The organism is Pseudomonas sp. FDAARGOS_761 (genome assembly GCF_013343155.1).
Classification (GTDB): Bacteria; Pseudomonadota; Gammaproteobacteria; order Pseudomonadales; family Pseudomonadaceae; genus Pseudomonas; species Pseudomonas aeruginosa.
The window spans coordinates 353307-375843 of the sequence record NZ_CP054572.1 but is presented as its reverse complement, the minus strand read 5'-3'; the positions used below and the strand labels follow the sequence as shown (position 1 = coordinate 375843).

Annotated in this window: 21 protein-coding genes; 12 read left to right on the top strand and 9 right to left on the bottom strand. The window is 64.8% G+C overall.

What is annotated here, in order from left to right:
- Window positions 1–153: 153 nt before the first annotated feature.
- Together pgeF and rluD are read right to left on the bottom strand one after the other, a co-directional pair.
- Window positions 154–882, bottom strand: coding sequence for a peptidoglycan editing factor PgeF (gene pgeF / locus FOC67_RS01745; RefSeq protein ID WP_009316270.1), 729 nt, complete (start codon window positions 880–882; stop codon window positions 154–156).
- Window positions 879–1841, bottom strand: coding sequence for a 23S rRNA pseudouridine(1911/1915/1917) synthase RluD (gene rluD, locus FOC67_RS01740; protein WP_003094686.1), 963 nt, complete (start codon window positions 1839–1841; stop codon window positions 879–881). The genes pgeF and rluD overlap by 4 nt, the downstream gene beginning before the upstream one ends.
- A gap of 145 nt (window positions 1842–1986) precedes the next feature.
- Between rluD and FOC67_RS01735 the strand changes: the two genes are divergently transcribed.
- From FOC67_RS01735 to pilR, 4 genes are all read left to right on the top strand, one after another.
- Window positions 1987–3012: an outer membrane protein assembly factor BamD gene (locus FOC67_RS01735; protein ID WP_003102590.1), complete on the top strand. Its 1026-nt coding sequence runs from the start codon at window positions 1987–1989 to the stop codon at window positions 3010–3012.
- 156 nt (window positions 3013–3168) lie between these two features.
- Complete coding sequence (locus FOC67_RS01730; protein ID WP_009316269.1) at window positions 3169–3414, top strand: PP0621 family protein; 246 nt, start codon at window positions 3169–3171, stop codon at window positions 3412–3414.
- Window positions 3404–4996 carry a two-component system sensor histidine kinase PilS gene (gene pilS / locus FOC67_RS01725; RefSeq protein WP_009316268.1) on the top strand — a complete coding sequence of 531 codons (1593 nt, stop codon included), beginning with the start codon at window positions 3404–3406 and terminating at the stop codon, window positions 4994–4996. Before FOC67_RS01730 ends, pilS begins: the two co-directional genes overlap by 11 nt.
- A 14-nt stretch (window positions 4997–5010) precedes the next feature.
- Window positions 5011–6348: a two-component system response regulator PilR gene (gene pilR / locus FOC67_RS01720; protein ID WP_003094694.1), complete on the top strand. Its 1338-nt coding sequence runs from the start codon at window positions 5011–5013 to the stop codon at window positions 6346–6348.
- A 45-nt stretch (window positions 6349–6393) separates the two neighbouring features.
- Here pilR and thiO read toward each other — a convergent pair whose 3' ends face one another.
- Complete coding sequence (gene thiO, locus FOC67_RS01715) at window positions 6394–7488, bottom strand: glycine oxidase ThiO (protein WP_009316267.1); 1095 nt, start codon at window positions 7486–7488, stop codon at window positions 6394–6396.
- Between the two features lie 134 nt (window positions 7489–7622).
- Between thiO and FOC67_RS01710 the strand changes: the two genes are divergently transcribed.
- From FOC67_RS01710 to pilE, 8 genes are all read left to right on the top strand, one after another.
- Window positions 7623–8132, top strand: a complete 510-nt coding sequence (locus FOC67_RS01710; protein WP_009316266.1) for a Tfp pilus assembly protein FimT/FimU — start codon at window positions 7623–7625, stop codon at window positions 8130–8132.
- 105 nt (window positions 8133–8237) lie between these two features.
- Window positions 8238–8744, top strand: a complete 507-nt coding sequence (locus FOC67_RS01705; RefSeq protein ID WP_003094696.1) for a Tfp pilus assembly protein FimT/FimU — start codon at window positions 8238–8240, stop codon at window positions 8742–8744.
- Window positions 8735–9292, top strand: coding sequence for a type 4a pilus minor pilin PilV (pilV, locus tag FOC67_RS01700; RefSeq protein ID WP_003094697.1), 558 nt, complete (start codon window positions 8735–8737; stop codon window positions 9290–9292). Before FOC67_RS01705 ends, pilV begins: the two co-directional genes overlap by 10 nt.
- The gene (pilW, locus tag FOC67_RS01695; protein ID WP_003119422.1) at window positions 9289–10113 is read left to right on the top strand and encodes a type 4a pilus minor pilin PilW; all 825 of its coding nucleotides are present in this window, start codon (window positions 9289–9291) and stop codon (window positions 10111–10113) included. The genes pilV and pilW overlap by 4 nt, the downstream gene beginning before the upstream one ends.
- Entirely contained in the window at window positions 10110–10697 is a 588-nt protein-coding gene (pilX, locus tag FOC67_RS01690) for a type 4a pilus minor pilin PilX (protein WP_009316265.1), read from the top strand. Before pilW ends, pilX begins: the two co-directional genes overlap by 4 nt.
- 11 nt (window positions 10698–10708) lie before the next feature.
- Entirely contained in the window at window positions 10709–14194 is a 3486-nt protein-coding gene (gene pilY1, locus FOC67_RS01685; RefSeq protein WP_009316264.1) for a type 4a pilus biogenesis protein PilY1, read from the top strand.
- A 1-nt stretch (window position 14195) separates the two neighbouring features.
- Window positions 14196–14543 carry a type 4a fimbrial biogenesis protein PilY2 gene (gene pilY2 / locus FOC67_RS01680; RefSeq protein ID WP_003102609.1) on the top strand — a complete coding sequence of 116 codons (348 nt, stop codon included), beginning with the start codon at window positions 14196–14198 and terminating at the stop codon, window positions 14541–14543.
- Window positions 14540–14965 (top strand): type 4a pilus minor pilin PilE, encoded by a 426-nt coding sequence (pilE, locus tag FOC67_RS01675; protein ID WP_003094721.1) that lies wholly within the window; start codon window positions 14540–14542, stop codon window positions 14963–14965. Before pilY2 ends, pilE begins: the two co-directional genes overlap by 4 nt.
- Window positions 14966–15011: 46 nt before the next feature.
- Here the strand turns inward: pilE and ispH are convergent, their stop codons facing one another.
- The 6 genes from ispH to murJ all read right to left on the bottom strand — a co-directional run bounded on the left by ispH (window position 15012) and on the right by murJ (window position 22405).
- Window positions 15012–15956, bottom strand: coding sequence for a 4-hydroxy-3-methylbut-2-enyl diphosphate reductase (gene ispH / locus FOC67_RS01670; RefSeq protein WP_003134939.1), 945 nt, complete (start codon window positions 15954–15956; stop codon window positions 15012–15014).
- An 85-nt stretch (window positions 15957–16041) separates the two neighbouring features.
- Complete coding sequence (fkpB, locus tag FOC67_RS01665) at window positions 16042–16482, bottom strand: FKBP-type peptidyl-prolyl cis-trans isomerase (RefSeq protein ID WP_003102613.1); 441 nt, start codon at window positions 16480–16482, stop codon at window positions 16042–16044.
- Window positions 16475–16984, bottom strand: coding sequence for a signal peptidase II (lspA, locus tag FOC67_RS01660; RefSeq protein WP_003094728.1), 510 nt, complete (start codon window positions 16982–16984; stop codon window positions 16475–16477). Before lspA ends, fkpB begins: the two co-directional genes overlap by 8 nt.
- Window positions 16977–19808 carry an isoleucine--tRNA ligase gene (gene ileS / locus FOC67_RS01655; protein WP_003094730.1) on the bottom strand — a complete coding sequence of 944 codons (2832 nt, stop codon included), beginning with the start codon at window positions 19806–19808 and terminating at the stop codon, window positions 16977–16979. The genes lspA and ileS overlap by 8 nt, the downstream gene beginning before the upstream one ends.
- 23 nt (window positions 19809–19831) lie before the next feature.
- Window positions 19832–20770, bottom strand: a complete 939-nt coding sequence (gene ribF, locus FOC67_RS01650) for a bifunctional riboflavin kinase/FAD synthetase (RefSeq protein WP_003110419.1) — start codon at window positions 20768–20770, stop codon at window positions 19832–19834.
- Window positions 20771–20866: 96 nt separating this feature from the next.
- Window positions 20867–22405: a murein biosynthesis integral membrane protein MurJ gene (murJ, locus tag FOC67_RS01645; RefSeq protein WP_023435611.1), complete on the bottom strand. Its 1539-nt coding sequence runs from the start codon at window positions 22403–22405 to the stop codon at window positions 20867–20869.
- Window positions 22406–22537 lie beyond the last annotated feature (132 nt).

Sequence of the window (22537 nt, the reverse complement as noted above, 5' to 3'; positions counted from 1 at the left end):
GTCGTCCTTCCTTCTATAGAGCGGGCCGGAACGATGGGTGTCCCTGATGAAGAAAAGCCCGCCGAGATGACTCAGTAGATAAGGGCGATTTTCCGCGGTTCAAGCGACCGGACCGTGACATCGGTCAGTTGCCGCCGGATAACCTGCGCGGGCCTAGTCCTGGAGCCAGACCAGGCTGGCAAAACGGCCGGTACGCGACGAGCGGCGGTAGGAATAGAAGCGCGCGGTATCGCTGAAGGTGCAGAAGCCGCCGCCATGCACGGCGGTGACGCCATGGGCGCCCAGGCGGATCCGCGCGAGTCGGTAGATGTCGGCCATGAAGCGGCCCGGATTGGCGCTAGGTACGAAAGCCGAGCGCGCCTCGGCGTGCGCAGCGACGAATGCATCGCGGACCTCGCCGCCGACCTCGAAGGCCTGCGGGCCGATCGCCGGCCCCAGCCAGACCAGCAGTTCGTCGCCGGGCACGCCCAGGCTGTCCACCGTCGCCTCCAGCACGCCCGCCGCCAGCCCGCGCCAGCCGGCATGGGCCGCGGCCACGCGGGTGCCCGAGCGGTCGCAGAACAACGCCGGCAGGCAGTCGGCGGTCATGATCGTACAGGCGACGCCCGGCGTCGCGCTCCAGCTGGCGTCGGCCCTGAGCACCCGGTTCGGGTCGGCCTCCACCACCGTCACTCCGTGCACCTGTTCCAACCAGCTCGGCCGGCATTCCAGACGCTCGGTCAGGCGTCGGCGGTTTTCTTCCACGGCGCGCGGATCGTCGTCGACGTGGGCGCCAAGGTTCAGACTGTCGAAGGGTGCCTGGCTGACCCCGCCACTGCGCGTGGTCACGCAGGCCCGCACACGGGCCGGCGCCGGCCAGTCGGGGGTCAGCCAGGCGTTCATCCGACGAACGCCTCGCGATCCTGGCGCAACAGGCTGAGCAGCCAGAGGAAGTCTTCCGGCAGCGGCGACTCCCACTTCATGCGCACGCCGGTGGCCGGGTGATCCAGTTCGAGGAAGCGCGCGTGCAGCGCCTGCCGGGGGAATTCGCGAAGAGTCTGGACCAGGGTCTGGCTGGCCACCGGGGGAATCCTGAAGCGCCCACCGTAGACCGGATCGCCGACCAGGGGATAGCCAATATGGCTCATGTGCACGCGGATCTGGTGGGTACGCCCGGTCTCCAGCTTGACCCGGGTATGGGTGTGCGCACGGAAGCGTTCCAGCACGCGGTAATGGCTGACCGCCACCTTGCCGGCGTCGACCACCGCCATCTTCTGCCGCTGCACGCCATGCCGTCCGATCGGCGCATCGATGGTGCCGCCGGAGGTGATCACGCCGATCACGATCGCCTCGTAGATGCGGCTGACCGACCGTGCCTGCAGTTGCGCCACCAGCTTGGTGTGGGCCTCCAGCGTCTTGGCCACTACCATCAGGCCGGTCGTGTCCTTGTCCAGGCGGTGGACGATCCCGGCGCGCGGCACATTGGCGATGTCCGGGACATGGTAGAGCAAGGCATTCAGCAGGGTGCCGTCCTGATGGCCGGCAGCCGGATGGACCACCAGGCCGGCGGGCTTGTCGATCACCAGGATGTGCTCGTCCTCGTAGACGATTTCCAGCTCGATGTCCTGTGCGAGCCACTCGCCCTGGGCTTCCTGCTCGGCCTCCAGGACCAGTTGCGCGCCGCTGTGGACGATGTCGCGCGGGCGCAGCACGGCGCCGTCGACGGTCAGGCGACCGTCCTTGATCCAGCCGGCCAGACGGGAGCGGGAGTGTTCGGGAAAAAGCTGGGCGGCGATCTGGTCGAGACGCTGGCCACCCAGCTCGAACGGCACCTCGGCCGCGCGTTGAATCATATCGGACATGAGTAGGAGACGATGCTCAGCGCGGCTTTTGGAATCGGCTACGCGCTGTGGTTAAATACGGGGTCTTTGTCCCAGGGGGTGCCTGGGGCGCCAATCATAACAGACGGTTGAGGCCAAGCCGACCGTCCCAGGGACGCAAGCCGCCATGCAAGTGAAACACCTGCTGCTGATCGCCATCCTCGCCCTCACCGCAGCCTGCTCCTCGAACAAGGAGACTGTCGACGAGAACCTGAGCGAGAGCCAGCTGTACCAGCAGGCGCAGGACGACCTCAACAACAAGAGCTACAACAGCGCCGTCACCAAGCTGAAAGCCCTCGAATCGCGCTATCCCTTCGGCCGCTACGCCGAGCAGGCCCAGCTCGAGCTGATCTACGCCAACTACAAGAACATGGAGCCCGAAGCCGCCCGCGCCGCCGCCGAACGCTTCATCCGCCTGCATCCGCAGCACCCCAACGTCGACTACGCCTACTACCTCAAGGGCCTGTCCTCCTTCGACCAGGACCGCGGCCTGCTGGCGCGCTTCCTGCCGCTGGACATGACCAAGCGCGACCCGGGCGCCGCCCGCGACTCCTTCAACGAGTTCGCCCAGCTCACCAGCCGCTTCCCCAACAGCCGCTACGCCCCGGACGCCAAGGCGCGCATGGTGTACCTGCGCAACCTGCTGGCGGCCTACGAAGTGCACGTCGGCCACTACTACCTGAAGCGCCAGGCCTATGTCGCCGCCGCCAACCGCGGTCGCTACGTGGTGGAGAACTTCCAGGAAACCCCGGCCGTCGGCGATGGCCTGGCGATCATGGTCGAAGCCTACCGTCGCCTGGGTCTCGACGACCTGGCCAGCACCAGCCTGGAAACCCTCAAGCTCAACTATCCGGATAACGCCAGCCTCAAGGATGGCGAGTTCGTCGCCCGCGAAAGCGAGGCCGACACCCGCTCCTGGCTGGCCAAGGCCACCCTGGGCCTGATCGAGGGCGGCGAGCCGCCGCCGCACATGGAAACCCAGGCCGCCAAGGACGTGATCAAGCAGTACGAGGATGCCGAGCGGGAGATCCCCGCCGAACTGAAGCCGGAAAACCAGGATCACAGCGCCGACGACGAGAAGCCGGAGAGCGATGACGACGAAGACTCCGGCCGCTCCTGGTGGAGCTACATGACCTTCGGTCTCTTCGACTGATCGCACGAAACACCGAAGGGAGGCGCAGGCCTCCCTTCTTTTTGCCCGCCGCCATGCCTCTCCCAGCGCCAAACGCCGCACAGCCTGGACCTTCCCGGCTGGGATCGAGCCGGCGGCTTGGCTAAACTGCAGCTTTCTCCAGCCTCCGAGATCACCATGGGCCTTTTCCGCCTCCTGTTCTGGATCGCCCTGATCGCCATCGCGTTCTGGCTCTGGCGTCGCTTTACCCGTCCCACTCCGCGCCAGCAGCAACGTCCGCAGGACGAGCCGAGCGCATCGCCGATGGTCCGCTGCGCCCATTGCGGCGTCCACGTGCCGCAGACCAACGCCCTCGCCCACGAACAACGCTGGTATTGCAGCCAGGCGCACCTGCGCCAGGACCAGGGCGACCGTGCGCGCTGAACGGCTACGGCTGAGCGAGGAGCAGGGGCAACGCATCCTCCGTCTGTACCACCTGTACCGCCTGACCATCGGCCTGGTACTGGTCCTGCTGATCTCCAGCGAACTGGAAGATCAGGTCCTCAAGCTCGTCCACCCTGAACTGTTCCATGTCGGCAGTTGGTGCTACCTGGTCTTCAACATCCTGGTCGCGCTGTTCCTGCCACCGTCGCGGCAATTGCTGCCGATCTTCATCCTCGCGCTCACCGACGTGCTGATGCTTTGCGGCCTGTTCTACGCAGGTGGCGGCGTACCCAGCGGCATCGGCAGCCTGCTGGTGGTGGCGGTGGCCATTGCCAACATCCTGCTGCGCGGGCGCATCGGCCTGGTCATCGCGGCGGCGGCCAGCCTCGGCCTGCTCTACCTGACCTTCTTCCTCAGCCTGAGTAGTCCGGACGCCACCAACCACTACGTCCAGGCCGGCGGCCTCGGCACCCTGTGCTTCGCCGCCGCGCTGGTGATCCAGGCCCTGGTGCGGCGCCAGGAGCAAACCGAAACGCTGGCCGAAGAACGCGCCGAGACGGTCGCCAACCTGGAGGAACTCAACGCATTGATCCTGCAGCGCATGCGCACCGGCATCCTCGTGGTCGATAGCCGTCAGGCCATCCTCCTCGCCAACCAGGCCGCCCTCGGCCTGCTCAGGCAGGACGACGTGCAGGGCGCCAGCCTCGGCCGCCACAGCCCGATGCTGATGCACTGCATGAAGCAATGGCGCCTGAATCCCAGCCTCCGTCCGCCGACGCTCAAGGTGGTGCCGGACGGCCCGACGGTGCAACCCAGCTTTATCAGCCTCAACCGCGAAGACGACCAGCACGTGCTGATCTTCCTCGAAGACATTTCGCAGATCGCCCAGCAGGCGCAGCAGATGAAGCTGGCCGGTCTCGGCCGCCTGACCGCCGGCATCGCCCATGAGATCCGCAACCCGCTGGGCGCGATCAGCCACGCCGCCCAACTGCTGCAGGAGTCAGAGGAACTGGATGCCCCGGACCGACGGCTGACGCAGATCATCCAGGACCAGTCGAAGCGGATGAACCTGGTCATCGAGAACGTCCTGCAGCTCTCCCGTCGCCGCCAGGCCGAACCGCAGCAGCTCGACCTGAAGGAGTGGCTTCAGCGGTTCGTCGACGAATATCCCGGCAGGCTGCGCAACGACAGTCAACTGCACCTGCAGCTCGGTGCCGGCGACATCCAGACCCGCATGGACCCACACCAGTTGAACCAGGTGCTGAGCAACCTGGTGCAGAACGGTCTTCGCTACAGCGCCCAGGCGCACGGGCGCGGCCAGGTCTGGCTGAGCCTCGCGCGCGACCCGGAGAGCGACCTGCCGGTGCTGGAAGTCATCGACGACGGTCCCGGCGTACCGACGGACAAACTGAACAACCTGTTCGAACCCTTCTTTACTACAGAAAGCAAAGGCACCGGCCTGGGCCTCTATCTCTCCCGCGAACTCTGCGAGAGCAACCAGGCACGGATCGACTACCGCAATCGCGAGGAAGGCGGCGGCTGCTTCCGCATCACCTTCGCCCACCCGCGCAAACTCAGCTGACGGAAGCCGCACGCATGAGCCGACAAAAAGCCCTGATCGTCGACGATGAACCGGATATCCGCGAACTGCTGGAAATCACTCTCGGCCGCATGAAGCTGGACACCCGCAGCGCCCGCAACGTCAAGGAAGCCCGCGAGTTGCTGGCCCGCGAGCCGTTCGACCTGTGCCTCACCGACATGCGCCTGCCGGACGGCAGCGGCCTCGATCTGGTCCAGTACATCCAGCAGCGCCATCCACAGACCCCGGTGGCCATGATCACCGCGTACGGCAGCCTGGATACCGCGATCCAGGCGCTCAAGGCCGGTGCCTTCGACTTCCTCACCAAACCGGTCGACCTCGGTCGCTTGCGGGAGCTGGTGGCAACCGCCCTGCGCTTGCGCAACCCGGAAGCCGAGGAAGCGCCGGTGGACAACCGCCTGCTCGGCGAGTCGCCGCCGATGCGCGCCCTGCGCAACCAGATTGGCAAGCTGGCGCGCAGCCAGGCGCCGGTCTACATCAGTGGCGAGTCCGGCAGCGGCAAGGAACTGGTGGCGCGCCTGATCCACGAGCAGGGCCCACGTATCGAGCGGCCGTTCGTGCCGGTGAACTGCGGCGCGATTCCCTCCGAGCTGATGGAAAGCGAGTTCTTCGGCCACAAGAAAGGCAGCTTCACTGGCGCTATCGAAGACAAGCAGGGCCTGTTCCAGGCCGCCAGCGGCGGCACCCTGTTCCTCGACGAAGTCGCCGACCTGCCGATGGCCATGCAGGTCAAACTGCTCCGGGCGATCCAGGAAAAGGCCGTGCGCGCGGTCGGCGGCCAGCAGGAGGTCGCCGTCGACGTGCGCATCCTCTGCGCCACCCACAAGGACCTCGCCGCCGAAGTCGGCGCCGGGCGCTTCCGCCAGGACCTCTACTACCGCCTCAACGTCATCGAGCTGCGCGTACCGCCGCTGCGCGAACGCCGCGAGGACATCCCGCTGCTCGCCGAACGCATCCTCAAGCGCCTGGCCGGCGACACCGGCCTGCCGGCCGCCAGGCTGACCGGCGACGCACAGGAAAAGCTGAAGAACTACCGCTTCCCGGGCAACGTCCGCGAGCTGGAAAACATGCTGGAGCGCGCCTATACCCTGTGCGAAGACGACCAGATCCAGCCTCACGACCTGCGCCTGGCCGATGCGCCGGGTGCCAGCCAGGAAGGCGCGGCGAGCCTGAGCGAAATCGACAACCTCGAGGACTACCTGGAAGATATCGAGCGCAAGCTGATCATGCAGGCGCTCGAGGAGACCCGCTGGAACCGCACCGCCGCGGCCCAGCGCCTGGGCCTGACGTTCCGCTCGATGCGCTATCGTCTGAAAAAGCTGGGCATCGACTGAAAGTGAAAAGGCCTGTCCGAAGACAGGCCTTTTGGTTTTCGCTCCTCAGAGGCGACCAGCCGGGGCGTAGGGGGCCGGGTCGATGATCGATTCCCGCCCGCTCATGAGATCCGCCAGCAGACGGCACGACGCCGGCGCCAGCACCAGCCCGTTGCGGTAGTGCCCGGTATTCAGCCAGAGCCCGTCGAAGCCAGGCACCGGACCGATATAGGGGATACCTTCGGGAGAGCCCGGGCGCAACCCTGCCCAGTGGGCCACCGGCTGCATGTCCGCCAGTTCCGGCAACAGTTCTGCCGCAGACGCCCTGAGGCTTTCCAGCGCCTCGTCGGTCGGCGTCTTGTCGAAGCCCGAATGTTCCAAGGTGCTGCCGATCAGGATGTGGCCGTCGCGCCGCGGAATCGCGTAGCGCCCCTTGGCCAGCACCATGCGCGGCAGGAAATCCGCCGCGCACTTGTAGAGGATCATCTGCCCTTTCACCGGTACCACGGGCAGTTCCAGGCCAAGCGGCTTCAACAACTCGCCGCTCCAGGCGCCCGCCGCCAGCAGCACCTTGTCGCCACGGATCTCGCCACGCGAGGTCGCCACGCCGACCACTCGATCGCCGTCGCGCAACCAGCCGCGCACCTCCGTCTGTTCATGCAACTCGAGATTGGCGAATTGTTGCAGGGATGCCCGCAATGAGCGCGCCAGGCGAGGATTGCGCACATTGGCCACGCCCGACATGTAGACCGCCCGCTGGAAGCCCGCGCCCAGCCCGGGCACCGCCGCGTAGGCCTCCTCGATCGGCACTTCCTTCAACGGCCGGGTGTGGTTGCGTGCCCACTGCAGTGCCTCGGTCTGGTCGTCCAGGTCCAGCCAGTACAGGCCAACGGTATGGACCTCGGGATCGAGCCCGGTCTCGTCGAGCAAACGCTGCCCCAGGGCCGGGTAGAAGTCCTGCGACCAGTGCGCCAGGGCGGTCACCGCCGGGCTGTAGCGCCACGGATAGAGCGGCGAGACGATCCCGCCCCCCGCCCAGGATGCCTCACGCCCACTCTCGCCCCGCTCCACCAGGGTCACCCGCAGTCCGGCAAGCGCCAGCTCCCGGGCGGTCAACAGGCCGATGACGCCAGCGCCCACTACCACAACTCTTTCCGACACCAGGGCCTCCACGATCACACAGGGGTTGCAGAAAAGTCGGTCATACGCCTCATCCCGCAGCTGATTGAGGCAACGGGGAAAGTCCGGCGAGATACGACCATCGCGGAATGATACGAGCAAAAGGACCGCCTGCCATGGTCGAAAGGTCGCAGAGAGCGTTCACGCTCACTGAGCTGCTGTTTGCGCTGGCTCTGCTGGGGATACTGGGAAGCCTCGCGCTGCCCGGGATGGCAGCCTGGCTGGACGGCAATCGCCAGCGAAGCGTGTTGCACGAACTGAGTGCGAGCATCCAGCTGGGCAGAGCGCATGCCGTCGCCTACCAGCGCGCGGTGACGCTCTGTCCGTCGACCGATGGCCGTCACTGCGGCAGCGACTGGGGAGAGGGCTGGCTGCTTGCGGAAGACGGTGGGGAACGGCTTCTCGTGGGACGCGCGCTTGCAAAGAAGGAAAGGCTCCGCTGGAACCGTTCGAACCGCCTCAGGTTCCTCCCCAGCGGCCAGCTCAACATTCACAACGGGCGGTTTCTGCTCTGCGGAAGGCATACCGTTGCCTGGCAACTGATCCTCAACCGGCAGGGCCGGCTCCGTACCGCGAGCGCCAGGGAGAACCGGGAGAAACGTGAGCTATGCAGCACTTCCGGATGATCATGGACCAGTTGTCCTGCCCCACGGGCCGACCGTCAACGACCGCAAGACGCTCCCAGGCCCGTTTGGCATGCTTTCCAGGCGTAGACCCCCTGGAGCAACCGCATGTCATATCGTTCCAACTCGACCGGCTTCACCCTGATCGAGTTGCTGATCATCGTCGTCCTGCTGGCCATCATGGCGAGCTTCGCCATTCCGAGCTTCAAGCAGCTGACAGAACGCAACGAACTGCAGAGCGCCGCCGAGGAACTCAATGCGATGCTGCAGTACGCTCGCAGCGAAGCCGTGTCCCAGAGGCGCGCGATCACCATCCAGGCGCTGAAGGACAAGGACTGGGGCAAGGGCCTGAGCATAGGTGTCCTGGCCTCCGGCTCGATCGCCGCGCCCCTGCGCAAACACGACGGCTTCCGTGCCGCCACGCTGACAGCGAAGGAAAAGAGCGCCGTGGAACATCTGACCTTCACGGCCAACGGTACCCTCGTACCGCCAACGGAACGAACCTTCGCCATCTGCCAGAACGGCAAGACCGACGGCGGCCGCGTGCTGAGCATCAGCCAGGCCGGCCGGATCCAACTCGAACCTTCCTCCAAGGCGCCTCAGTCATGCTATTGAAATCGCGGCACAAGCCGCTGTACCAATCCGGCTTCAGCATGATCGAAGTGCTGGTCGCCCTGCTGCTGATCAGCATCGGCGTGCTGGGCATGATCGCCATGCAGGGCAAGACCATCCAGTACACCGCCGACTCGGTCGAGCGCAACAAGGCAGCCATGCTCGGCAGCAACCTGCTGGAAAGCATGCGGGCGAGCCCGAAGGCGCTGTACGACGTCAAGGACCAGATGGCCACGCAATCCGACTTCTTCAAGGCCAAGGGGTCGGCGTTCCCCACCGCGCCGTCCTCCTGCACGCCATTGCCCGACGCGATCAAGGACCGCCTGGGATGCTGGGCGGAACAGGTGAAGAACGAACTGCCAGGCGCTGGCGACCTGCTGAAGAGCGACTACTACATCTGCCGCAGCTCGAAGCCGGGCGACTGCGACGGCAAGGGCTCCATGCTGGAAATCCGCCTGGCCTGGCGCGGCAAGCAAGGCGCCTGCGTCAACGCCGCCGACAGCAGCGCCGACACCTCCCTCTGCTACTACACCCTCAGGGTCGAGCCATGAGCATGAACAACCGCTCCCGACGGCAATCGGGCCTGTCCATGATCGAACTACTGGTGGCCCTCGCCATCAGCAGCTTCCTGATTCTCGGGATTACCCAGATCTACCTGGACAACAAGCGCAACTACCTGTTCCAGCAAGGCCAGGCAGGCAACCAGGAAAACGGACGCTTCGCCATGATGTTCCTGGACCAGCAACTGGCCAAGGTGGGTTTCCGTCGACGTGCGGACGACCCCAACGAGTTTGCCTTCCCGGCGCAGCAGAAAACCGCCTATTGCGAGGCATTCAAAGCCGGCTCGACCCTGGTGCCCGCTGTGGTCAAGGCCGGCCAGAGCGGATTCTGCTACCGCTATCAACCGGCGCCAGGCGAAGCCTACGACTGCGAAGGCAACTCGATCACCACCCCTAGCGATCCCTTCGCTACCGCCCAGGCCATCACCGCACGCGTTCTGTTCGTTCCCGCGACCGCCGATGTCCCCGGCAGCCTCGCCTGCTCCGCGCAGACAATCAAGGAAAAAGGCCAGGAGATCGTCAGCGGCCTGGTCGACTTCAAGCTCGAGTACGGCGTCGGCCCGACCATGGCCGGCAAACGCGAGGTGGAAAGCTTCGTCGAACAGGCCAACATCGCCGACCGTCCGGTGCGTGCCCTGCGCTACTCCGCGCTGATGGCCAGCGACAAGAACCTGCGCCAGGGCGACAGCAAGACCCTGGACGATTGGATCACGCTCTACCCCTCGTCCAAGACCAGCCTGCAAGGCAACGACAAGGACCGCCTCTACCAGATCGCCAAGGGCAGCCAGACACTCAGGAATCTCGTGCCATGAACAACTTCCCTGCACAACAGCGCGGCGCCACGCTGGTCATCGCCCTGGCGATCCTGGTGATCGTCACCCTGCTGGCGGTCTCGAGCATGCGCGAAGTGGTACTGGAAAGCCGCATCACCGGCAACGTCATCGAACAGACTCGCTTGCAGAATGCCGCCGAGTCCGGACTCCGCGAAGGCGAGCGGCGCTTCGTCAACACCCTGCGTCCGCCGGAGCCCGGCACCGGTTGTACGGCCGACAACGTGGCCCGCCCCTGCCTGCTGGACCTCGCCGCGCTGAAGCTGAAGCTGGCGGACACCCACCAGAATCCGGTCGGCGTGCTGAAGGGCATCGCCAATACCTGGATGAGTTACCGCGGCAGCGACATCACCAGCGCGACCACCGCGGGCACGCTCTACAGCGTGCAGTGGAACAACCTGCCCATTCCCTCGGGCGGCCAGGTCAACGAAGCGGAAAGCCCCGAATACGGCAACCTGATGCGCGGCATCGGCACCTTCTACTACGAGACCAATAGCGTCGCGCGCAACCAGACCAACAGCGAAACCGTCCTGCAGACCGTTCTCGCCCGTCTCTATACCAACTGATCGAGCCTCGCATGAAATCGGCACTCCACCAGATCGGCAAGACCTCGCTGGCAGCCGCGCTCAGCGGCGCCGTCCTGCTCTCCGCCCAGACCACCCACGCCGCCGCCCTGTCGGTCAGCCAGCAGCCGCTGATGCTGATTCAGGGCGTCGCCCCGAACATGCTGGTGACTCTCGACGACTCGGGCAGTATGGCGTTCGCCTATGCGCCAGACAGCATTTCCAGATATGGGAACGATACGTTCTTCGCGTCGAACAGCTTCAACCCGATGTACTACGACCCGAATACGCGGTACAAACTGCCGAAGAAAGTAACCCTCTCCAACGGCCAGATTCAGGTCCAAGACTATCCGAAGCCGAGTTTCACCGCAGCGTGGCGCAATGGATTCACCCAACAGGGCCAAGTGGATCTGTCCCGCTACTACCGGCCAACTATTTCCTACAGTGGTGGCTCGAGTGCGGGCAGCGAGTCCAGCATGCACAGCTCTCGACTCGCGTTCTACTACCAATACTCGGGCTCCGGTTGCTCCTCGACCAACGAATCCTGTTACAAGCGTGTAGATATTGTCGGAGCAGACCAGCAACAGAACTTTGCCAACTGGTATTCCTTCTACCGTACCCGCGCCCTGGCTACCCAGACCGCCGCCAACCTAGCCTTTTATAGTCTGCCGGAAAATGCGCGGATCAGTTGGCAGTTGCTGAACAACTCCTACTGCCAGATCGGCAGCGGTTCCAGCAACTGCTACAACAACTACCTGAGAGACTTCACTGGTCAACATCGGGTGAACTTCTTCAACTGGCTGGAAAATCTTTCGGTCAATGGTGGTACGCCACTGCGCCAGGCGATGACCCGGGCAGGCGAGTTTCTCAAGAAGACCGGTGTCAACGGTCCCTATGCCTATCGCCCAGGGACCCAGACCGCGCCCGAGTACAGCTGCCGGGGCAGCTATCATATCCTGATGACCGACGGTCTTTGGAACAACGACTCGGCCAGCGTAGGCAATGCCGACAGCACGAGTCGTAGCCTCCCCGATGGCAAGAGCTACAGCAGCCAGACACCCTACAGGGACGGTACGTCCAATACCCTGGCCGACCAGGCGTTCCATTACTGGGCCACCGACGCCCGGCCGGATATCGACGACAACATCAAGCCGTACATTCCCTACCCGGACCAGGCCAATCCCTCGGCGGAGTACTGGAATCCGCGCAACGATCCGGCGACCTGGCAACACATGGTGACCTACACCCTGGGCCTGGGCCTGACCACCAGCCTCACCAGTCCGAGATGGGAAGGCTCCACCTTTTCCGGCGGCTACAACGATATCGTGGCTGGCAACCTGAGTTGGCCCAGTGCTTCGAACAACAGCGCCAACAACGTCTACGATCTGTGGCACGCCGCAGTGAACTCCCGGGGCGAGTTCTTCAGCGCCGACTCGCCGGACCAACTGGTCGCGGCCTTCCAGGACATCCTCAACCGAATTTCGGGCAAGGACCTGCCGGCATCCCGCCCCGCCATCAGCTCGTCCCTGCAGGAAGACGACACTGGCGACAAGCTGACCCGCTTCGCCTACCAGACCAGCTTCGCCAGCGACAAGAACTGGGCTGGCGACCTGACCCGCTACAGCCTGACCACCCAGGACAAGGCCACCGTCCAGACCAAGCTGTGGAGCGCGCAGAGCATCCTCGACGCGATGCCCAACGGTGGAGCTGGCCGCAAGATCATGATGGCCGGATCCGGTACCTCGGGCCTCAAGGAGTTCACCTGGAGCAGCCTCAGCGCCGCCCAGCAGCGGCAGTTGAACCGCGATCCGGACCGCAACGATGTCGCCGACACCAAGGGCCAGGACCGCGTGGCCTTCCTGCGTGGCGATCGCAGCAAGGAGAACAGCGACAACTTCCGCACCCGCAACTCGATACTCGGCGATATCATCAACTCTTCGCCGGCGACGGTCGGCAAGGCCCAGTACCTGACCTACCTGGCCCAGCCGATCGAGCCCAGCGGTAACTACTCCACGTTCGCAGAAGCACAGAAAACCCGTGCCCCGCGGGTATACGTCGGCGCCAACGACGGCATGCTGCACGGTTTCGATACCGACGGTAACGAGACCTTCGCCTTCATCCCAAGCGCGGTCTTCGAGAAGCTCCACAAGTTGACCGCCCGCGGCTACCAGGGCGGCGCCCACCAGTTCTACGTCGACGGTTCGCCGGTGGTCGCCGACGCCTTCTTCGGCGGCGCCTGGCATACCGTGCTGATCGGCAGCCTGCGCGCCGGCGGCAAGGGTCTGTTCGCCCTCGACGTGACCGACCCCGCCAACATCAAGCTGCTCTGGGAAATCGGTGTGGACCAGGAGCCCGACCTTGGCTACAGCTTCCCCAAACCCACGGTCGCCCGGCTGCACAACGGCAAGTGGGCCGTGGTCACCGGAAACGGTTATTCCAGCCTGAACGACAAGGCCGCGCTGCTGATCATCGACCTGGAGACCGGGGCCATCACCCGCAAACTGGAAGTCACCGGCAGGACCGGCGTACCCAACGGCCTATCCAGCCCTCGCCTGGCAGACAACAACAGCGACGGCGTAGCCGACTACGCCTACGCCGGCGACCTGCAAGGCAACCTCTGGCGCTTCGACCTGATCGCCGGCAAGGTCAACCAGGACGATCCGTTCAGCCGAGCCAACGACGGCCCGGCGGTGGCCTCGAGCTTCAGGGTGTCTTTCGGTGGCCAGCCGCTCTATTCGGCGGTCGACTCCGCCGGCGCGGCGCAAGCGATCACCGCCGCGCCCTCACTGGTTCGCCATCCGACACGCAAGGGCTACATCGTGATCTTCGGTACCGGCAAGTATTTCGAGAACGCCGACGCCCGGGCCGATACCAGCCGCGCCCAGACGCTCTACGGCATCTGGGACCAGCAAACCAAGGGCGAAGCCGCGGGCAGCACACCCCGACTGACGCGCGGCAACCTGCAGCAGCAGACACTGGACCTCCAGGCCGACTCGACCTTCGCCTCGACCGCTCGCACCATTCGCATCGCCAGTCAGAACCCGGTCAACTGGCTGAACAATGACGGCAGCACCAAGCAGTCCGGCTGGTATCTGGACTTCATGGTCAACGGCACCCTGAAGGGCGAGATGCTGATCGAGGACATGATCGCCATCGGCCAGGTGGTGCTGCTGCAAACCATCACCCCGAACGATGACCCCTGTGCCGACGGCGCCAGCAACTGGACCTATGGCCTCGATCCCTATACCGGCGGTCGCACCAGCTTCACCGTGTTCGACCTGGCACGCCAGGGCGTCGTGGACTCGAAATCCGACTACAGCTACAACAAGCAGAACGTCGCGGTATCCGGTACCGAGCAGAAAGGCCTGGGAGGCTTGACGCTGAGCACCAACGAACAGGGCAATCCGGAAGTCTGCTCCTCGGGCGAATGCCTGACCGTGAACCCCGGTCCGAACACCCGTGGCCGCCAGAACTGGCGCCCCATCGAAGGAAAGAACTGATATGAAAGTGCTGCCTATGCTGCTGGCCCTGGCCGTTCCCGGCCTCTGCTGGGCCGAAGATCCCCAGACCTTCGAAGGCGCTGGCGTGGTCTTCGAAGTCCAGGTCGAGAAGAACCTGGTGGACATCGACCACCGGCTCTACCGCCTGCCCAACAGCACCGTCAGGAACGGCATGCCCAGCCTGTTCCAGGTCAAGCCGGGCTCCGTGGTGTCCTACTCTGGCACCGTCAGCCAGCCGTGGTCCACCATCACCGATATCTACATTCACAAACAGATGAGCGAACAGGAGCTGGCCGAGATGATCGAGAAAGAACAGCCCCGCCAGGACGGGGAGGAGCAGCCCCGATGAGGACAAGACAGAAGGGCTTCACGTTGCTGGAAATGGTGGTGGTAGTGGCGGTGATCGGCATCCTCCTCGGCATCGCCATTCCCAGTTACCAGAACTACGTGATCCGCTCCAACCGCACCGAGGGCCAGGCCCTGCTCTCGGACGCAGCCGCGCGCCAGGAACGCTACTACTCGCAGAACCCCGGGGTCGGCTACACCAAGGACGTAGCCAAGCTGGGCATGAGTTCGGCCAACTCGCCGAACAACCTGTACAACCTCACCATAGCGACACCCACCAGCACCACCTATACCCTGACCGCCACGCCGATCAACTCGCAGACCCGCGACAAGACCTGCGGCAAGCTGACGCTCAATCAGCTCGGCGAACGCGGCGCAGCCGGCAAGACCGGCAACAACAGCACCGTCAACGACTGCTGGCGCTGAAACGAAAGAGCCCCTCTACGAGAGGGGCTCTTTTATTGCGCACGGCTCACAAAGCCTTGACCCGCAGTTCCTTGGGCATCGAGAAGGTAATGTTCTCCTCTCGCCCGTCCAGTTCCTGTTCCTCCGACGCCCCCCACTCGCGTAGCTGGGCGATCACGCCGCGCACCAGCACTTCCGGCGCGGAGGCGCCTGCGGTGATTCCGATGCGACGCACACCGTCGAACCAGCCGCGTTGCATGTCCTCGGCACCGTCGATCAGGTAGGCCGGCGTGCCCATGCGCTCGGCGAGTTCGCGCAGGCGGTTGGAGTTGGAACTGTTGGGGCTGCCCACCACCAGGACCATGTCGCACTGGTCGGCCAGTTCCTTCACGGCATCCTGGCGGTTCTGGGTGGCATAGCAGATGTCGTTCTTGCGCGGCCCCTGGATCTGCGGGAACTTGGCGCGCAGGGCATCGATGACCTTCGAGGTGTCGTCCATCGACAGGGTGGTCTGGGTCACGTAGTGCAGGGCTTCGGGCTTGCGCACCTCCAGCGCGGCGACGTCGGCCTCGTCCTCCACCAGGTAGATGGCACCGCCGTTGCTGGCATCGTACTGGCCCATGGTGCCTTCCACCTCGGGGTGGCCTTCATGCCCGATCAGCACGCATTCGTGGCCGTCGCGGCTGTAGCGCACCACTTCCATGTGCACCTTGGTCACCAGCGGGCAGGTCGCGTCGAAAACCTTCAGGCCGCGCCCCTCGGCTTCCTTGCGGACCGCCTGGGAAACGCCGTGGGCGCTGAAGATGACGATGACGTTGTCCGGCACCTGATCGAGTTCCTCGACGAAGATGGCGCCGCGCTGGCGCAGGTTGTCCACGACGAACTTGTTGTGCACCACCTCGTGACGCACGTAGATCGGCGGGCCGAAGACATCGAGGGCACGGTTGACGATCTCGATGGCGCGATCCACGCCGGCGCAGAAGCCGCGGGGATTGGCGAGTTTGATTTGCATGGCGATCTCGTGGGCGACGCGGTGATTGGACGAATGAACCTTGCTACCGCCCTCCCCGCTTGGGAAGGGCGCAGCGACCGACGGTTCAGGCCGGCTGGACGTCGATGATCTCGACTTCGAAGGCCAGGGTCTTGCCGGCCAGCGGATGATTGAAGTCGACGGTCACCTGCTGCTCATCGAACGCCTTGACCACGCCCGGCAGTTCGGTCTTGGCCGCGTCGTTGAAGATCACCAGCAGGCCCTCGGCCAGCTCCATGTCCTGGAACTGGTCGCGCGGCATGATCTGCACGTTCTGCGGATTCGGCTGGCCGAAGCCCTGTTCGGGAAGAATGCTCAGGGTGCGCTTGTCGCCAGCCTTCAAGCCGAACAGCGCCTGTTCGAAGCCCGGCAGCAGGTTGCCGTCGCCGACCTTGAACGAGGCCGGCTGCTTGTCGAAGGTGCTGTCGACGACGTTGCCGTCCTCCAGCTTGAGGGCGAAATGCAGGGTGACGCGGCTCTCCTGGCCAATGCGGGTCGACTCAGCCATGGGCGGCTTCTCCGGATTTCTTCGATCTGAACATGTCGAGCGCCAGCATGACGGCGCCGACGGTGATGGCGCTATCGGCCAGGTTGAACGCCGGGAAGTACCAGCGGTTCTGCCAGTGCACCAGGATGAAGTCCACCACGTGGCCAAGAACCATGCGGTCGTAGAGGTTGCCCAGGGCGCCACCGAGCACCAGCGCCAGGGCGATGGCCAACCAGGTCTCGCCTTTCTTCAGGCGTTTCAGCCAGACCACCAGGATCGCGCTGACGACGATGGCGATCAGGGCGAACAGCCAGCGCTGCCAGCCCGAGCTGTCGGCCAGGAAGCTGAAGGCGGCACCGGTGTTGTAGGCCAGGGTCCAACTGAACAGATCGGGGATCACCACGATCTGCTGGTACATGCTCAGTTCGGCCTGGAAGAACGCCTTGCTGAGCTGGTCGAGGACGAACACCAGCACGGTGATCCACAGCCAGGGCAAGCGCCCGAAACGATCGACCTCAGGCATAGTGGCGAACCTCGCCGCTGCCTTCGATGTTCTCGATGCAGCGACCACACAGGTCAGGATGCGCAGCGTGCTGACCGACGTCCTCGCGATGGTGCCAGCAACGACCGCACTTGGCGTGGGTCGACTTGACCACTTTCAGCTTGAGGCCGGCGACTTCGCTGTCCACCGCGTCGGCCGGAGCCGCCGACAGCGGCGCCAGGGTCGCGGTCGAGGTGATCAGGACGAAGCGTAGCTCGTTGCCCAGCTTGGCCAATTGGGCCTGCAGCGCGTCTTCCGCATACAGGGTGACCTCGGCCTGCAGGTTGCCGCCCACGGCCTTGGCCGCGCGCTGGTTCTCCAGCTCCTTGTTGACCGCGGCCTTCACCGCCATGACCTGCTCCCAGTACTGGCGATTCAACGTCACGTCGGCCGGCAATTCGCTGAGGCCGTCGTACCAGGTGGCGAGCATTACCGACTCGGCGCGCTCGCCGGGCAGGAACTTCCAGACTTCCTCGGCGGTGAACGCCAGGATCGGGGCGATCCAGCGTACGAGGGCCTCGGCGATGTGGAACAGTGCGGTCTGGCAGGAGCGCCGGGCGACGCTGTTGGCGCCGGTGGTGTACTGGCGGTCCTTGATGATGTCCAGGTAGAACCCGCCCAGCTCCTGTACGCAGAAGTTGTGCACCTTGGAATAGACGTTCCAGAAGCGGTACTCGCGGTACGCCTCTTCGATCTCGCGCTGCAAGAGCAGGGCGCGATCGACCGCCCAGCGATCCAGGGCCAGCATTTCCTGGGGCGGCAGCAGATCAGTGGCCGGATCGAAACCGTTCAGGTTGGACAGCAGGAAGCGCGTGGTATTGCGGATCCGCCGGTAGGCATCGGCGCTGCGCTGGAGAATCTGCTGGGATACCGCGATCTCGCCCGAGTAATCGGTCGAGGCTACCCACAGGCGCAGGATGTCGGCGCCCAGGGTATCGATGACGGTCTGCGGCACCACGGTATTGCCCAGTGACTTGGACATCTTGCGGCCGGACTCGTCGACGGTGAAACCGTGGGTCAGCAACTGGCGGTACGGCGCATGGTTGTCGATCGCGCAGCCGGTCAGCAGCGAGGAGTGGAACCAGCCGCGGTGCTGGTCGGAACCTTCCAGGTAGAGATCGGCGACCGGGCCGCTGGCATGGCCGATCCGGTGGGAACCACGCAGCACGTGCCAGTGGGTGGTGCCGGAGTCGAACCAGACGTCCAGGGTGTCGTTGATCTTGTCGTACTGCGCGGCCTCCTCGCCGAGCAACTCGGCGGCGTCGAGCTTGAACCAGGCTTCGATGCCTTCCTTCTCGACTCGCTGCGCGACCTCTTCCATCAGCTCGACGGTGCGTGGATGCAGTTCGCCGCTGGCCTTGTGCAGGAAGAACGGGATCGGTACGCCCCAGTTGCGCTGGCGCGAGATGCACCAGTCGGGACGCCCGGCGATCATTCCGTGCAGGCGCGCCTGGCCCCAGCCCGGGACGAATTCGGTCTGGGTGATGGCTTCCAGCGCTCGCTCGCGCAGGGAAGCACCCTGCCTGGGCTGCTTGTCCATGCCGACGAACCACTGCGCGGTGGCGCGATAGATCAGCGGCGTCTTGTGCCGCCAGCAGTGCATGTAGCTGTGATTGATGGTTTCGTGGGCCAGCAGGCTGCCGACCTCTTCCAGCTTGGCCACCACGTTGGGGTTGGCCTTCCAGATGAACTGGCCGCCGAAGAACGGCAACGAGTCGACGTAGACGCCGTTGCTCTGCACCGGGCTGAGGATGTCATCGTTGCTCATCCCGTAGCGCTTGCAGGTGTAGAAGTCGTCTTCACCGTAGGCCGGCGACGAGTGGACGATACCGGTGCCGGCGTCGAGGGCCACGTAGTCGGCCAGGTACACCGGCGACAGGCGCTCGTAGAACGGATGGCGGAAGTTGATCAGTTCCAGCGCCTCGCCCTTGGCGGTGGCGACCACCTTGCCCTCGCGCTGGTAGCGCGCCAGGCAGGACTCGACCAGGGCCTCGGCCAGCACCAGGTAGCGATCGCCGGCATCGACCAGCGCGTAGTCGATCTCCGGATGCACGTTCAGCGCCTGGTTGGCCGGGATGGTCCAGGGCGTGGTGGTCCAGATGACGATCTGCGCCGGCTTGTCCAGGGCCGCCAGGCCGAAGGCCGCGGCCAGCTTGTCGGCATCCGCCACCGGGAAGCCGACGTCGATGGTCGGCGACTTCTTGTCGGCGTACTCGACCTCAGCCTCGGCCAGCGCCGAACCACAGTCGAAGCACCAGTTGACCGGCTTCAGGCCCTTGAACACGAAGTCCTGCTTGACCATTTCCGCGAGGGCGCGGATTTCGTTCGCCTCGTTGGCGAAATTCATGGTCTTGTAGGGGTTGTCCCACTCGCCGAGCACGCCCAGGCGGATGAAGTCGGCCTTCTGCCCTTCGATCTGCTCGGCTGCGTATTCGCGGCACAGTTCGCGGGTCTTGTCCGCCGGAAGATTCTTGCCGTGGGTGGTCTCGACCTTGTGCTCGATGGGCAGGCCGTGGCAATCCCAGCCCGGCACATAGGGCGCGTCGTAGCCCGCCAGGGTCTTGGAGCGGACAATGATGTCCTTGAGAATCTTGTTGACCGCGTGACCGATGTGAATGCTGCCGTTGGCGTACGGAGGGCCATCGTGCAGGACGAACTTCGGACGGTCGCCGCCAATGGCCCGCAGCTTCTGGTACAGACCGATGTCGTTCCAGAACTTCAGGGTTTCCGGCTCGCGCTGGGGCAGGCCGGCTTTCATTGGGAAGGCGGTTTCCGGAAGGTTTAGCGTCGCTTTGTAGTCGGTCATCTCAGGGCCTGTTCAGGATCTCTTCAATCAAGCGGTTGGCCCAGCCAGTAGGCCCGGGCGGCGGCGATATCCGCGAGAATCGCCGCCTTGAGTGCCTCCAGGGAGGCAAAACGCTGCTCGTCGCGCAGCTTCTGGTGGAAGGTCACCTGCAGATGCCGGCCGTATAGATCGCCGGCGAAATCGAGCAGGTGCACTTCCAGATGGGGACGGCCGTCGCCGTTCACCGAAGGGCGGGTGCCGATGTTCGCCACCCCCTGGCAACGCTGGCCATCGACCAGCGTACTGACCAGGTAGACCCCGTTCAACGGCGCCTTGCGCCGTTTCAGTTGAATGTTGGCCGTGGGCGAGCCCAGTTGCCGGCCGAGTTTCTGTCCATGCAGGACCCGTCCGCTCAGGCTGAAGGGACGCCCCAGAAGGCGCTCGGCGAGATGCAGGTCGCCCTCGGCCAGGGCCTGGCGGACCCGCGTGCTGCTCACCCGCACGCCGTCCAGTTCGACGGTGGCGGCCGCCTCGACGGTGAACCCCTGCTCGCGACTGGCGTTCACCAGGAAGGCGAAGTCACCGGAGCGGTCGCAGCCGAAACGGAAATCGTCGCCCACTTCCAGGTGCCGCACCGCCAGTCCATCGACCAGGACCTGGCGGACGAACTCGGCTGCCGACAGCTCCCGCAAGCGGCGGTTGAAGGCCAGGCAGAGCACCACGTCGACGCCCTGCCCACGCAGCAACTCGAGTTTCTCGCGCAGGCGGGTCAGACGCACCGGCGCCGAATCGGGGGAGAAGAACTCGCGCGGCTGCGGCTCGAAAATCACCACGCAGCTGGGTACGCCCAGCTCCAGCGAGCGCTCGCGCAGACGCGCCAGGATAGCCTGGTGCCCGAGGTGGACGCCGTCGAAGTTACCGATGGTGGCGACGCAGCCCCCGGCCAGGGGCTGCAGGTTGTGTAGTCCGCGAAGCAGCTGCATAGCACGCTTATTGCTCAGAAAGTGGTCGATTATACGCGTACCGGGCGCCGGACAACAGGCAAAACGGCATGATCCCGCCGCCAGCCCGGACGCGCTTCACAGCACCGCCCGACGGGAAAAGTCGCGCAGGCGGAAACCCAGCAGCGCGAGCATACCGAAATAGGCCAGGAGACCGGCAACCACCAGCAGGCCGAGGCGCAGGAATCGCTCCAGCATGGCGCCCTGCTCCCAGGCCGGCAGCCAGTGCATCGTGGCCAGCAGCACCGCCGACATCACCAGCACCGCGACCACCAGCTTGACCAGGAACTTCGCCCAGCCCGGTTGCGGCAGGTACAGACGCTGCTTGCGCAGTTGCCAGTAGAGCAGCCCGGCATTCAGGCAGGCGGCCAGGCCGATGGACAGGGCCAGGCCGGCATGCTGAAGCGGGCCGATGAAGGCCAGGTTCATCAGCTGGGTGGAAACCAGGGTGAAGAGCGCGATCTTCACTGGCGTACGGATGTTCTGCTGGGCATAGAAGCCCGGCGCAAGAACCTTGACCAGGATGATGCCGAGCAGGCCGACGGAGTAAGCGACCAGCGCGCGCTGGGTCATCGCCGCGTCCACCGTGGTGAACTTGCCGTACTGGAACAGCGAGACGGTCAGAGGTTCGGCGAGGATCGCCAGGGCCAGCGAACAGGGCAGCACCAGCAGGAAGCACAGGCGCAGGCCCCAGTCGAGCAGGCGCGAGTACTCATGGCGATCCTTGTTCGAATAGGTCTTCGCCAGCATCGGCAGGAGGATCGTCCCCAGCGCCACGCCCAATACGCCGGAAGGCAGCTCCATCAGGCGGTCGGCGTAGTACATCCAGGACACCGAACCGGCTGCCAGGAACGAGGCGAAGATGGTGTTGATGATCAGCGAGATCTGGCTCACCGAGACCCCCAGGATCGCCGGCAGCATCAGCTTCATCACCCGCCAGACGCCGCTGTCCCTGAGGTTCAGGCGCGGCAGCACGAGCATGCCGATCTTCCTCAGGTGCGGCAGTTGATAGAGGAGCTGCAACAGGCCGCCGGCCAGCACCGCCCAGCCCAGCACCATGACCGGCGGATCGAAATAAGGCGTGAGGAACAGCGCGAAGCCGATCATTGCGACGTTCAGCAGGGTCGGCACGAAGGCCGGCACAGAGAAGCGGTTCCAGGTGTTGAGGATCGCGCCGGCCAGGGACGACAGCGAGATCAGCAATATATAAGGAAAGGTCACCCGCAGCAGGTCGGTGGTCAGGGCGAACTTTTCCGGGGTATCGGCGAAGCCCGGCGCGGTGACCCAGATAACCCAAGGCGCGGCGAGGATGCCGAGCGCCGTGACCAGCGCCAGCACCAGCGTGAGCAAGCCGGAAACGTAGGCGATGAAGGTCCGCGTCGCCTCCTCGCCCTGCTGGTTCTTGTACTCTGCCAGGATCGGCACGAAAGCCTGGGAAAACGCCCCTTCGGCGAAGATCCGCCGCAACAGGTTGGGCAGCTTGAAGGCGACGAAAAAGGCGTCGGTGGCGAGGCCGGCACCGAAGATCCGCGCCAGGATGGTATCGCGGACGAAGCCGAGGACCCGCGACAGCATGGTGATGGAACTCACCGCCGCCAATGATTTGAGAAGATTCATGGATGTCGGGCTGCCGGCATGTCGAAATTGATCCTGTCCAAGACCGCGACCGGCCGGGCCGGTTCATCGCGCGAGTGCGCCCTCGCCGCCGAACGGCGGTCCGCAAGGGCGCGCCGAGTGTAGAATGCGCGC